The organism is Streptomyces sp. NPDC111628 (genome assembly GCF_055635195.1).
In genome coordinates, this window is the sequence record NZ_JBVKBZ010000003.1 from 1244447 (window position 1) to 1256774 (window position 12328).

Here is a 12328-nt window from a genome sequence, read left to right on the forward strand (position 1 = left end):
GATGCCGCATAGCAACGGCATCCCCTGACACGAGCCACGAGCCACTGGGACGTCATGCAGATCCAAGACCTTCCGTATCCCGACCCGGGTGTGCCGGACGCACGCTCGGGCCCCCGATTCCTGTGGTGGCTGTTCCGCAACCAGCTCGGTGGGCAACTCAAGTCGCTGGCTTGGGGCCTGCTGCACTTCGCCTCCGTCTCCGCCCTGCCCTTCTGCGTCGGTCTCGCCATCCAGGCGGTCGTCGACCGCTCCGGCAGCCGGCTCGCCGTCGCGGGCGGCGTCATGGTCCTGTGCTGTGTCGGCAACGCGCTCGGCGACACCTTCCTGCACCGCGCCGCCGTCACCAACTGGATCACCGCCGCGGCCCGCGTCCAGCAACTGCTGGCCCGCAAGACCGCGCTGCTGGGCTCGGCGCTGACCCGGCGCGTCGCGGCCGGTGAGGTCGTGGCCGTGTCCACCGGCGACGTCGAGAAGATCGGCTGGTTCGTGGAGGCCGTCTCCCGCTTCACCGCGGCCGCGCTCACCATCGTGCTGGTCTGTGTGGCGCTGGTGGTCTACCAGCCGGCGCTCGGCGTCGTCGTGATCGTGGGCCTGCCCGTGCTGGCCCTCGCGGTACTGCCCCTGCTGCCCCGCGCCACCCGGCGGGCCGACGTCCAGCGCGACAAGGCCGGCCGCGCCACCGAAATCGCCTCGGACACCGTCGCCGGACTGCGCGTGCTGCGCGGCATCGGCGGCGAGGAACTCTTCCTCGACCGCTATCGCGGCGCCTCCCAGGAGGTGCGTCACGCTGCCGTGCGCAGCGCCCGCATGTGGTCCTTGATCTCCGCCATCCAGGTGCTGCTGCCCGGGCTGCTGCTGATCGCCGTGGTCTGGCACGGCGTCCACCTGGCCCGCGACGGCCGGATCAATGTCGGCGAACTCGTCACCGTCTACAGCTCCGTCATGATCCTCACCTACCCGCTGCGGCACTTCGAGGAGATCGCCATGGCGTACTCCTTCTCCCGGCCCTCGGCCAAACGGGCGGCACGGGTGCTGTCCCTGGAACGCACCACGGACACCGCGGGTTCGCGCGCCGCCGAGACCCCTACCGGCGACCTGTACGACCCCGCCACCGGTCTCCTGGCTCCGGCGGGCCGGTTCACCGCCGTGGTGTGCGGCGACCCGGACACGGCCGGGCGGCTGGCGGAGCGGCTCGGCGGGCACCCCTCGGAGGAGGGCACGTCGGCCCTGCTGGGCGGGGTGCCGCTGGACGAGCTTCCCCTGAAGTCCGCGCGCACCGCCGTGCTGGTGCAGGACAAGGACCCGGTGCTGCTCTCCGGAACGCTCCGGGAGCTGCTGGACGTGCCCGCGTCCGGTGCCGTCGGCGCCGAGGACGCGCTGGCCGCCGCCCAGTGCGGCGACGTACTGACGGCGCTCGCGCAGGGCTCGCTCGGCGCCGACGACCCGATGGACGCCCGCATCACCGAGCGCGGCCGTTCCTTGTCGGGCGGCCAGCGCCAGCGACTGGCGCTGGCCCGGTCCCTGATCACGGACCCGGAGGCGCTGGTCCTGGACGAACCGACCTCGGCCGTCGACTCGCACACCGAGGCGCGGATCGCGGAAGGCGTGCGGGCACTGCGCGCGGGGCGCACCACGGTGGTGTTCACCTCCTCGCCGCTGCTGCTGGACCGTGCCGACCGAATCGTGTTCCTGCACGAAGGCGAGGTCGCGGCGGTCGGCGCGCACCGGGAACTGCTGCAGACCGAGCCCCGGTACCGGGCGGTGGTGACCCGCGAGACCGAAGAGGAGACCGCGGCGCACCCGGGCGCCGTACCGGCCGGCGGGAAACCGGGGAAGCCCCCGACCGGCGACGGCCGCGCCGAGGACCGGGACGGCTCCCTGAGCGACGACGACGTACTGCACCGACTGGAAGAGATCGAGGAGACGGCATGATCGGCGTCGCCCCACCGTCCTACGACCCGGCGGCCCCCACGACGGCGAGCACCCTGCCCGTCGGCGCGCGCCCGACCGTGCGCGCGTACGTGGGAGAACTGCTGCGCCGGCACCGCCGGGCCTTCCTCTTCCTCGTCACCGTCAACACCGTCGCCGTGATCGCCTCGATGGCGGGCCCCTACCTGCTGGGGGGGCTCGTGGAGCGGGTCTCGGACGACGCGCGCGAGCTGCGTCTGGGCCTCACGGCCACGCTCTTCGTGCTCGCCCTCGTCGTGCAGGCCGTGTTCGTGCGCGAGGTACGGCTGCGGGGGGCCATGCTCGGCGAACGGATGCTCGCCGATCTGCGCGAGGACTTCCTCGTGCGGTCGGTCGGACTGCCGCCCGGCGTGCTGGAGCGGGCCGGCACGGGGGACCTGCTCTCCCGGATCACCACGGACATCGACCGGCTCGCCAACGCCATGCGCGAGGCCGTGCCCCAGCTCGCGATCGGTGCCGTCTGGGTGGTGCTGCTGCTCGGCGGCCTGGTGGTGACGGCGCCGCCGCTGGCGCCCGCGGTACTGATCGCGGTGCCGCTGCTGGTGATCGGCTGCCGCTGGTACTTCCGCAGGGCGCCCGCCGCCTACCGCTCGGAGGCCGCCGGGTACGCCGCGGTGGCCGCCGCGCTCGCCGAGACGGTGGACGCCGGGCGCACCGTGGAGTCCCACCGCCTCGACGCCCGTCGCATCGAGCTGTCCGAGCGCCGGGTCAGGGAGTGGACGGCCTGGGAGCGCTACACCCTGTGGCTGCGGTCGGTGCTCTTCCCCGTCATCAACGTCACCCACGTGACCGTACTCGCCTCCGTCCTGCTCATCGGTGGTGTCTTCGTCCTCCAGGGCTGGATCGGGGTGGGCCAGCTGACCACGGCCGCCCTGATCGCGCAGATGCTCGTCGACCCGGTCGGCATCATCCTGCGCTGGTACGACGAGCTGCAAGTGGCCCAGGTGTCCCTGGCCCGGCTGGTGGGCGTGCGGGACATCGAGCCGGACGCCGGTGACGCCACGCTGGCCCCCGACGGACGGCACGTGCACGCCGACCGCGTGCACTTCGGCTACCTCGAGGGCGTGGACGTCCTGCGTAAGGTGTCGCTGGAGGTCGCCCCGGGCACCAGGCTCGCCCTGGTCGGCCCCTCGGGCGCCGGCAAATCCACCCTGGGCAGGCTGCTCGCGGGCATCTACGGTCCCAGGGAGGGCAGGATCACCCTGGGCGGGGCGGAGCTCTCCCGGATGTCCGCGGAACGGGTCCGCTCGCACGTCGCGCTGGTCAACCAGGAGCACCACGTCTTCGTGGGCTCCCTGCGTGACAACCTCCGGCTCGCCAGGACCGGCGCCACCGACGCCGAGCTGTGGGCGGCGCTGGGCGCGGTCGACGCGGACGACTGGTCCCGTGGGCTGGACGAGGGCCTGGACACCGAGGTCGGCTCGGGCGGCTTCGCGCTGACCCCGGCGCAGGCCCAGCAGATCGCGCTGGCCCGCCTGGTGCTGGCCGACCCGCACACCCTGGTGCTGGACGAGGCGACGTCCCTGCTCGACCCACGGGCCGCACGCCATCTCGAACGGTCCCTGGCCCGGGTCCTGGACGGTCGCACGGTGATCGCGATCGCCCATCGCCTGCACACCGCCCACGACGCCGACGTCATCGCCGTGGTCGAGAACGGCCGGATCAGTGAGCTGGGCAGCCACGACGAACTCGTCACGGCGGACGGTGCCTACGCGGCACTGTGGCGGTCCTGGCACGGGTAGCCACGTCACGCTCTTCGAGAGCGGGAGGGTTCCGGGGCGGTGCAGCGCAAGGGCGTCCGGCCCGGCGGGTACCCCGACGGCGTCCGTGCCGTTGCGCGGTGCCGAACGGGAGTGGAAGGCTGGGAGAAGGCACCGGCTCGAGGCAGGCCCGGGAACCGCACGGTTCTCCGACGGGTGAGGCCTGTGCCCCGTGCAGCGGCGGCCCGCCGCGGTCCACGGTGAGAAGGGGCCGGTCCCCACCCCCTGGAGGTATCCGTGAACAGCGTCGACGGATGGGGAGATGACGTCTACCAGCCCGACGGATCCGAGCAGCGGGAGGACACCGGCCTCCTCGACAGCGAGGACACCCTCGAGGAGGACGGTGTCGACGATCCCCTCGACCGGGGCTGGTCCCCGCCCGAGCGCCCCTGGGCGGTGGAGCACACCGGCGTGACGGCCGCCGAACGCCGCCGCGGCGAAACGCTGGACCAGCGGCTCGCCGAGGAGCGGCCGGACGAGCTCGCGCCCGATGGCGACGGGCTGGGCGATTCCGACGGCACCGACGGGGAACTGCTGGACAACGAGGTCGGCGCGGACCGCTCCGGCCGGCTCGTGGCACCCGACGAAGGGGCACACGAGGACGAGGAGCCGGCGCTGGTCGCCCTGGACGTGGGCATCGACGGTGCGGCCGCCTCCGCCGAGGAGGCAGCGATGCACGTGGTCGACGAGGACTCCCTGCCCGGTTGACACCACTCGCGACGACAGGCACCTGCCGCCGCCCCGATGAACCGTGCCGTACGAGGAGCAGCCATGCAGCAGGACAAGCACCCCGACTACCGGCCCGTCGTCTTCCGTGACCGCAGCGCCGGGTACGCCTTCCTGACCCGGTCCACCGCGACCAGCGACCAGACCATCGCGTGGGACGACGGCGAGACCTACCCGGTGGTGGACGTGGAGATCTCCTCGGAGAGCCACCCCTTCTACACGGGCAAGGCACGAACGGTGGACTCGGAGGGGCGCGTCGCCCGCTTCGAGCGGCGTTACGGTGCGGGCGAGGGACAGGACGCCGGGGAGACCGGCTGAGCCGCTCGGACCCGCGTCGCTCAGATGAAGTTGAGCGCCGCCGCGCCGCCCACTCCCCCGAGCAGCATGAACACCGGCATCAGCACCTTCAGCTCCACCCAGCTGCCCGCCCGGAACCGCATCGCCTTCGGCGGGCCGATGGGATACCAGCGCTTGCGGCCCACCGGTATGGGCCAGAGTATCGGGCAGCCGGAGACGGTCAGCGCGTCGCCGATGTCGTGCACCAGCGCGCCGAGCACGATCGGCAGCCCCAGCCACAGGTACTCCTGGCCCGGCGCGGTGAACAGCCAGTCCGCACCACCGTCCGGCTTGTCCAGGATCCCGGCGAGGATCCATGCGCTGGTCCCGGCCAGCAGCCAGACCAGCACGTCGCTGCTGGAGCCGCGGGTGGCCCGCCAGAGCAGGCCCTCGATGGCCAGCACCATGTGCACGAAGAGGATCGCCAGGACCGCCCAACGGCCACCCGTGATGGCCAGGACCGAGGTGCCCCCGCCGATCAGGACCGCCCACAGCCAGGTGTGCGTCAGCGTGCGGTGCCCGCCGGTGCGGCGCGGATCGCCCCGCTTCTTCGTGGCCTTGTAGACGGCGTAGGACAGCTTGTCCACGATCTCGCACAGCCCCCGAGAGACCGGTCCGAAGGCCCGGGAGATGGTGGCCGCCTTGTGGTCGAGGTCGGGGGCGAGCGCCGCTCCGGCGCAGATCAGGGCTCCGGCGAGCAGCACCGGCCAGGGCATCGGATGTCCCGCGGCGGCGGTCGCCGCCCCGACGCCGAGCCACGCCGCGGCGCCCGACAGTGAGTGTGCTGGTCCCATCATCGCCCTTGCCCGCCCCATTCCTCGTGTGCCGCTGTGCAGTTGTCCACGTCCGCGCTTGCCGCGCCGGCGACCCAGCGTAGCGTTCGTGATCTTCATGCGGACAGCCGATTCCCCCATCACGACCCGGGACAGGCAAGATGGGGGCGTGACCCTCATCGATCAGCTGCCGCGGACCGCCGACCCCGATGCCTTGTACGAAGCCTTCGAGGCGTGGGCCCAGGAACGCGGTCTCACGCTCTACCCCCATCAGGAGGAGGCGCTGATCGAGGTGGTCTCCGGCGCGAACGTGATCGTGTCGACTCCCACCGGTTCCGGCAAGAGCATGATCGCGGCCGGCGCGCACTTCGCCGCCCTGGCCCGGGACGAGGTCACCTTCTACACGGCTCCGATCAAGGCGCTGGTGTCGGAGAAGTTCTTCGAGCTGTGCAAGATCTTCGGCACCGAGAACGTGGGCATGCTGACCGGCGACGCCTCGGTGAACTCCGACGCCCCGGTCATCTGCTGCACCGCCGAGGTCCTGGCGTCGATCGCGCTGCGTGACGGCAAGCATGCCGACATCGGTCAGGTCGTCATGGACGAGTTCCATTTCTACGCGGAGCCGGACCGCGGCTGGGCCTGGCAGATTCCCCTGCTGGAACTGCCGCAGGCCCAGTTCGTCCTGATGTCGGCGACGCTCGGCGACGTCTCCTTCTTCGAGAAGGACCTGGCGCGCCGCACCAAGCGGCCCACCGCGGTGGTCCGCTCGGCCACCCGTCCGGTGCCGCTGTCCTACGAATTCCGCTACACCCCGCTCACCGAGACGCTCACCGATCTGCTGGCGGCCCGGCAGGCGCCCGTGTACATCGTGCATTTCACCCAGGCGCAGGCCGTGGAACGGGCGCAGGCGCTGATGAGCATCAACATGTGCTCGCGTGAGGAGAAGGAACGGATCGCCGAGCTGATCGGCAACTTCCGCTTCACCACGAAGTTCGGCCGCAATCTCTCCCGGTACGTGCGCCACGGCATCGGAGTCCACCACGCCGGCATGCTCCCCAAGTACCGGCGGCTGGTGGAGAAGCTGGCACAGGCGGGCCTGCTGAAGGTGATCTGCGGGACGGACACGCTCGGCGTGGGCGTCAACGTGCCGATCCGGACCGTGCTGTTCACCGCGTTGTCCAAATACGACGGCACCCGGGTCCGCACGCTGAGGGCCAGGGAGTTCCACCAGATTGCCGGCCGGGCCGGGCGTGCCGGGTTCGACACGGAGGGCTTCGTCGTCGCCCAGGCACCCGAGCACGTCGTCGAGAACGAGAAGGCACTCGCCAAGGCCGGTGACGACCCGAAGAAGCGGCGGAAGGTCGTCCGGAAGAAGGCTCCCGAGGGGTTCGTCGCCTGGTCGGAAAGCACGTTCGACAAGCTCATCGGCTCGGAGCCGGAGCCGCTGACGTCCCGCTTCCGGGTCACCCACACCATGCTGCTGTCGGTGATCGCCCGCCCCGGCGACGCCTTCTCGGCGATGCGGCACCTGCTGGAGGACAACCACGAGCCGCGCAGGCAGCAGCTGAGGCACATCCGGCGGGCGATCGCCATCTACCGCTCGCTGCTGGACGGCGGCATCGTGGAGAAGCTCGACCGGCCGGACGCGGAGGGTCGCATCGTGCGTCTCACGGTGGACCTGCAGCAGGACTTCGCGCTGAACCAGCCGCTGTCGACGTTCGCCCTGGCCGCCTTCGAGCTGCTGGACCCGGAGTCGCCTTCGTACGCGCTGGACATGGTGTCGGTCGTGGAGTCCACGCTGGACGACCCGCGGCAGATCCTCGCAGCCCAGCAGAACAAGGCCCGCGGTGAGGCCGTGGCCGCGATGAAGGCGGACGGGGTCGAGTACGAGGAGCGCATGGAGCGCCTCCAGGACATCACGTACCCGAAGCCCTTGGAGGAGTTGCTCTTCCACGCCTACGACACGTACCGCAGGAGCCATCCCTGGGTCGGTGACCACCCGCTGTCCCCGAAGTCGGTCATCCGCGACATGTACGAACGGGCACTGACCTTCACGGAACTGGTCTCCCACTACGAACTGGCCCGCACCGAGGGCATCGTGCTGCGCTACCTGGCGAGCGCCTACAAGGCCCTCGACCACACCGTGCCGGACGACCTCAAGTCCGAGGACCTGCAGGACCTGATCGAGTGGCTCGGCGAGATGGTGCGCCAGGTCGACTCCAGCCTCCTGGACGAGTGGGAGCAGCTCGCCAACCCGGAGGAGATGACCGCCGAGGAGGCTCAGGAGAAGGCCGATCAGGTACGGCCGGTCACGGCCAACGCGCGTGCCTTCCGTGTGCTGGTCCGCAACGCCATGTTCCGCCGTGTGGAGCTTGCCGCCCTGGACCAGGTCGGTGAGCTGGGCGAGATGGATGCCGACGCCGGCTGGGACGCCGACGCGTGGGGCGAGGCCATGGACAAGTACTGGGACGAGTACGACGACCTGGGCACCGGCCCCGACGCCCGCGGTCCGAAGCTGCTCATCATCGGGGAGGAGCCGCAGAACGGGCTGTGGCGCGTGCGGCAGATCTTCGACGACCCGAACGACGACCACGACTGGGGCATCAGTGCGGAGGTCGACCTCACCGCCTCCGACGCGGAGGGCCGTGCGGTCGTCCGTGTCACCGATGTCGGCCAGCTGTGAGCACAGGAGAACCCCACGCATGACGAATCCGGCCGAGAGCCTCGTCGCCCTGCTCGACCTGGAGCAGATCGAGGTCAACATCTTCCGTGGCCGCAGTCCCGAGGAGTCGCTGCAGCGGGTCTTCGGCGGCCAGGTGGCCGGCCAGGCCCTGGTCGCCGCGGGCCGCACCACCGACGGTGACCGCCCGGTGCACTCGCTGCACGCGTACTTCCTGCGTCCGGGACGCCCGGGAGTGCCCATCGTGTACCAGGTCGAACGGGACAGGGACGGACGGTCGTTCACCACCCGCAGGGTCACCGCCGTGCAGCAGGGCCGCACGATCTTCACGCTCACCGCCTCCTTTCACAAGCCTGAGCAGGGGAGTTTCGAGCACCAGTTGCCGCCGGCCCGCAAGGTCCCCGATCCGGAGTCCCTGCCGACGGTCGCCGACGAGGTACGGGAACACCTCGGCGCACTGCCGGAGCAGCTGGAGCGGATGGCCCGCCGTCAGCCCTTCGACATCCGCTACGTCGACCGGCTTCGCTGGGGCGCCGAGGACGTCGAGGGAGCCGAGCCCCGCAGCGCCGTGTGGATGCGCGCCGTCGGGCCGCTGGGCGACGACCCGCTCGTGCACACCTGCGCCCTGACCTACGCCAGCGACATGACACTCCTGGACGCCGTGCGCATCCCTGTGGAGCCGCTGTGGGGTCCCCGGGGGTTCGACATGGCGTCGCTGGACCACGCCATGTGGTTCCACCGGCCGTTCCGGGCCGACGAGTGGTTCCTGTACGACCAGGAGTCGCCGATCGCGACCGGCGGGCGTGGGCTGGCCCGTGGGCGGATCTACGACAGGGAAGGCCGCATGCTGGTCTCCGTCGTCCAGGAAGGGCTTTTCCGGGCCCTGTAGGTCAGGAGTCTCTGCGCCACAGCCTGCCGAACAGACCACTCAGCCGTCCGGGTTGCTGCGCCGCGCGCGGTGCGGCGTTCTCCGCCTCGGGCGGCAACGGTTGCGCCGTCTCGCGGGGCAGGGATCCCGGACCGGGCGGGTGCGGCACGACGTGCGTGGCCGGGCGTGGCGCCGGACGATGGCGGCGGGCCACGTCCACCGCGGCCGCCAGGTCCGAGCGGAGCCAGTCGACCTCGTCCGGGTCGCCGGCCGTGACGATCTCCTCGGCGAGCTGCGCGGCCGGGGAGCCCGGCGACCCGTGCGGGGCGAGTGCGGGGCGGAACCGGCGCAGCTGGGAACGCTCGTAGGGATCCGTGACGACGTCCGAGATCTCGGCGGCGTCGAGCAGCGACGCCACCGCCGCGGCCCGGGCCCACGGGTCGTCCGCCTGTCGGAGCAGGAATCCCAGATGCCTTCCCCGCCAGTTGCGGGGACGCAGGTCCAGTCCCTCCCCAAGCTGGTCCCGCAGGCCTTCGGGCGTGCGCCCCTTCAGCAGTGCGGTGTTGCGCTCGTCGGTCCTGAACTGCCGTAGCTCCTCTGCCAGATACAGCCAGACGACGGCGCGGTACCGGTTGACGTAGAACTTCACGGGCACCAGCAGTCCCAGTCGTGCGAGACGGGTGAACCGGGCCGTGGTCACGTCCATGAGGGCCGCGCCCTCCGTGGTCCCGACCGCCCGGACAGCGGCCCGAAGCGCCTCGGGGAAACCGTCCGCCGCCCGGATCCGGTCGATCTCGTCGCGAGGGACGCGCCGCCCGCCTCCTCCGTCGTCGGGTACCGTGCGGACCCGGCCGAGGTGCACGGCGAGATCGAACTCGCTGCGCCTGAGGCCCAGTTCTCGCGCCGCGCGGTGGTAGGTGACCGAGGCGCCCCGGGTGGTCCCGGTCCGGTCGCCGAGCGCTGCGACGTTGTGCGTGATGGTGTTGCCGGACATGGTTCGTCTCCCCCGTGGAGTGTGTGGCCGGCGCCGTCCGCGCCCGCCGACACAAAAAACCGTAGCCGCAACCACACCATCCGCGGCGAGCCTGTGGATAACTCTGCGACCGCCCCCAGGGACGCCGAAAGCGCAGGTCAGAGCTCGGTGGGTGATATTCGCCCCGGCTGTCGCGCGTCGACGTCGAGGTGCTCACCCACCCGGTTCACGAGCAGCGTCATCTCGTACGCGATCTGCCCGATGTCGGTCTCCGCCCCGCTGAGCACGCACAGGCAACTGCCCGATCCCGCCGCGGTGACGAACAGGACGGCATCGTCGAACTCGACCATCGTCTGCCGTACCTGGCCGGCGCCGAAATGACGGCCCGAGCCCTTGGCCAGGCTGTGCAGTCCGGACGACACGGCGGCGAGGTGCTCGGCGTCCTCGCGTCGCAGGCCCGTACTCGCCCCGGTCACCAATCCGTCGTTGGACAGGACCAACGCGTGCCGCACGTGTTCGACGCGTGCGGTCAGGTCGTCCAGCAGCCAGCCCAGTCCCTGGTTCTGCACCATGATCCGATCTCCCCGTGTCTCCCCGTACGCGTTGCCTCCCCCTGGCCGGGGGATCCGTCCGCCAGCCTTCACCACGCCCGTGCTCCGGGCAAGGAGGATGGGGGCATGGCACAGAAGATGACCGATGAGGAATGGCGGGCGTTCGTCTCGGACGGCACCCGCACCGGAAAACTCTCGACCGTCCGGGCCGACGGCAGCCCGCACATCGCGCCCATCTGGTTCCTGCTGGACGGGGACGACCTCGTGTTCAACACCGGCAAGGACACCGTGAAGGGGCGCAATCTGGTCCGTGACGGCCGTATCGCCCTGTGCGTGGACGACGACCGGCCGCCCTTCCACTTCGTGGTGCTGCAGGGACGTGCGCGCATCTCGGAGGACCTCGGCGAACTGCGGCACTGGGCCGCGCGCATCGGCGCCCGGTACATGGGTGAGGAGCGCGCCGAGGAGTTCGGGGCACGCAACGGTGTCCCGGGTGAACTCCTCGTCCGGGTGGCCGTGGACAAGGTCCTGGCCCAGAAGTCGGTGGCTGACTGAGAGCCCCCTGCCCAGGGGGACCGTCCGGTCAGCGGACGGAGTCGAGGAGCCGGGCGGTGTGCATCCGCCCGGCGTACTCGACGAGCCGGATCAGTACTTCCTTCCCCGAGTCACGGTCCCGGGCGTCGCACAGCACCACGGGTGTTCCCGGATCGAGGTCGAGGGCGCGCAGGACGCTGTGCTCGTCGTGGCGGCGTGCTCCCGTGAAGCAGTTCACGGCCACCACGAACGGGATGTGCCGGTGTTCGAAGTAGTCCACCGCGGGGAAGCAGTCCGCCAGGCGTCGGGTGTCCGCGAGGACTACGGCGCCCAGCGCCCCCTGTGCCAGTTCGTCCCAGAGGAACCAGAACCGGTCCTGCCCCGGTGTGCCGAAGAGGTAGAGGGAGAGTCCGGACCGGATGGTGATGCGTCCGAAGTCCATGGCGACGGTGGTGGTGACCTTCCGGTCGATGCCGTCGGTGTCGTCCACCAGCCGTCCGGCCTCGCTGAGCAGTTCCTCGGTGCGCAGCGGCCGGATCTCGCTGACCGCACCCACCAGGGTGGTCTTGCCCACGCCGAACCCTCCGGCGACCAGGATCTTCAACGCCAGCGCGGTCGTGTCGCCGTCCGTGGCGTCGGAGCGTTCGGAGGCCATGGATCACTTCTCTCGGTGCGGGGGGGGCGTGCGGGTGGTCGTGCACGTGCGTGCCGGTCATGGTCGTTCGTGCGGCGTTCTCTACAGAGCGCGCAGTCCGTCGATCACTTCGCGCAGAATCCGTTCGTCCGGCAACTGCGCCGGTGGCACGGGACGGCTGACGGTCACGCACCCCAGTTCCGCCAGGTCGCCGAGGAGCACTCTGACGACGCCCACGGGCAGGTCCGCGTCGGCGGCGAGTTCGGCCACCGACTGGGTCTCCGTGCGGCACAGGTCGATCAGCGTGCGGTGTTCCGGTCCGAGCACGGTGTCGTCGACGTCCGGTGCGCCGACCGCGCGCGTGACGAGGGCGATCAGGTCGAACCGCACTCCCGCGGGGCCCGGCCGGGTGCGGCCGCCGGTCATCGCGTAGGGGCGGACGAGGGGTCCGGCCTCGTTGTCGTACCACTGGCTGCCCGGTCCTTCCCGGCCGCCGCCCGTGATGTCGTCGGTCATCCCTGGGGC

The 12328-nt window shown here is 71.1% G+C and carries 12 protein-coding genes; 7 read left to right on the forward strand and 5 right to left on the reverse strand.

Annotated elements, in window-relative coordinates; translation table 11 throughout:
• Nucleotides 1–54: 54 nt before the first annotated feature.
• The 4 genes from ACZ7MF_RS20620 to ACZ7MF_RS20635 all read left to right on the forward strand — a co-directional run bounded on the left by ACZ7MF_RS20620 (nucleotide 55) and on the right by ACZ7MF_RS20635 (nucleotide 4772).
• The gene (locus ACZ7MF_RS20620) at nucleotides 55–1932 is read left to right on the forward strand and encodes an ABC transporter ATP-binding protein (protein WP_471478287.1); all 1878 of its coding nucleotides are present in this window, start codon (nucleotides 55–57) and stop codon (nucleotides 1930–1932) included.
• On the forward strand, nucleotides 1929–3710 hold the full coding sequence (locus ACZ7MF_RS20625; RefSeq protein ID WP_471478290.1) for an ABC transporter ATP-binding protein: 1782 nt from the start codon (nucleotides 1929–1931) through the stop codon (nucleotides 3708–3710). The genes ACZ7MF_RS20620 and ACZ7MF_RS20625 overlap by 4 nt, the downstream gene beginning before the upstream one ends.
• Before the next feature lie 255 nt (nucleotides 3711–3965).
• On the forward strand, nucleotides 3966–4436 hold the full coding sequence (locus tag ACZ7MF_RS20630; protein WP_471478292.1) for a DUF5709 domain-containing protein: 471 nt from the start codon (nucleotides 3966–3968) through the stop codon (nucleotides 4434–4436).
• Nucleotides 4437–4499: 63 nt separating this feature from the next.
• Nucleotides 4500–4772: a type B 50S ribosomal protein L31 gene (locus tag ACZ7MF_RS20635; RefSeq protein WP_030181930.1), complete on the forward strand. Its 273-nt coding sequence runs from the start codon at nucleotides 4500–4502 to the stop codon at nucleotides 4770–4772.
• A 20-nt stretch (nucleotides 4773–4792) separates the two neighbouring features.
• Here the strand turns inward: ACZ7MF_RS20635 and ACZ7MF_RS20640 are convergent, their stop codons facing one another.
• A complete protein-coding gene (locus ACZ7MF_RS20640; RefSeq protein WP_003977680.1) occupies nucleotides 4793–5587 on the reverse strand; it encodes a metal-dependent hydrolase in 795 nt (264 codons plus the stop codon).
• 145 nt (nucleotides 5588–5732) lie between these two features.
• Here ACZ7MF_RS20640 and ACZ7MF_RS20645 point away from each other — a divergent pair, with 145 nt between their 5' ends.
• Both ACZ7MF_RS20645 and ACZ7MF_RS20650 read left to right on the forward strand, forming a co-directional pair.
• On the forward strand, nucleotides 5733–8246 hold the full coding sequence (locus ACZ7MF_RS20645) for a DEAD/DEAH box helicase (protein WP_471478296.1): 2514 nt from the start codon (nucleotides 5733–5735) through the stop codon (nucleotides 8244–8246).
• A gap of 19 nt (nucleotides 8247–8265) precedes the next feature.
• The gene (locus ACZ7MF_RS20650; RefSeq protein WP_471478298.1) at nucleotides 8266–9132 is read left to right on the forward strand and encodes an acyl-CoA thioesterase; all 867 of its coding nucleotides are present in this window, start codon (nucleotides 8266–8268) and stop codon (nucleotides 9130–9132) included.
• Between the two features lies 1 nt (nucleotide 9133).
• On the opposite strand, the gene ACZ7MF_RS20655 is transcribed toward ACZ7MF_RS20650, so the two are convergent.
• Together ACZ7MF_RS20655 and ACZ7MF_RS20660 are read right to left on the reverse strand one after the other, a co-directional pair.
• Nucleotides 9134–10105 (reverse strand): DUF6397 family protein, encoded by a 972-nt coding sequence (locus ACZ7MF_RS20655; protein ID WP_471478300.1) that lies wholly within the window; start codon nucleotides 10103–10105, stop codon nucleotides 9134–9136.
• A gap of 137 nt (nucleotides 10106–10242) precedes the next feature.
• Nucleotides 10243–10656 carry a roadblock/LC7 domain-containing protein gene (locus tag ACZ7MF_RS20660; RefSeq protein WP_328559138.1) on the reverse strand — a complete coding sequence of 138 codons (414 nt, stop codon included), beginning with the start codon at nucleotides 10654–10656 and terminating at the stop codon, nucleotides 10243–10245.
• Nucleotides 10657–10761: 105 nt separating this feature from the next.
• On the opposite strand from ACZ7MF_RS20660, the gene ACZ7MF_RS20665 reads away from it, so the two are divergent.
• Nucleotides 10762–11190, forward strand: a complete 429-nt coding sequence (locus ACZ7MF_RS20665) for a PPOX class F420-dependent oxidoreductase (protein ID WP_471478302.1) — start codon at nucleotides 10762–10764, stop codon at nucleotides 11188–11190.
• Nucleotides 11191–11218: 28 nt separating this feature from the next.
• On the opposite strand, the gene ACZ7MF_RS20670 is transcribed toward ACZ7MF_RS20665, so the two are convergent.
• Nucleotides 11219–11824 (reverse strand): GTP-binding protein, encoded by a 606-nt coding sequence (locus ACZ7MF_RS20670; RefSeq protein ID WP_471478304.1) that lies wholly within the window; start codon nucleotides 11822–11824, stop codon nucleotides 11219–11221.
• A gap of 81 nt (nucleotides 11825–11905) precedes the next feature.
• The gene (locus ACZ7MF_RS20675; RefSeq protein ID WP_109030345.1) at nucleotides 11906–12319 is read right to left on the reverse strand and encodes a DUF742 domain-containing protein; all 414 of its coding nucleotides are present in this window, start codon (nucleotides 12317–12319) and stop codon (nucleotides 11906–11908) included.
• Nucleotides 12320–12328: the final 9 nt, after the last annotated feature.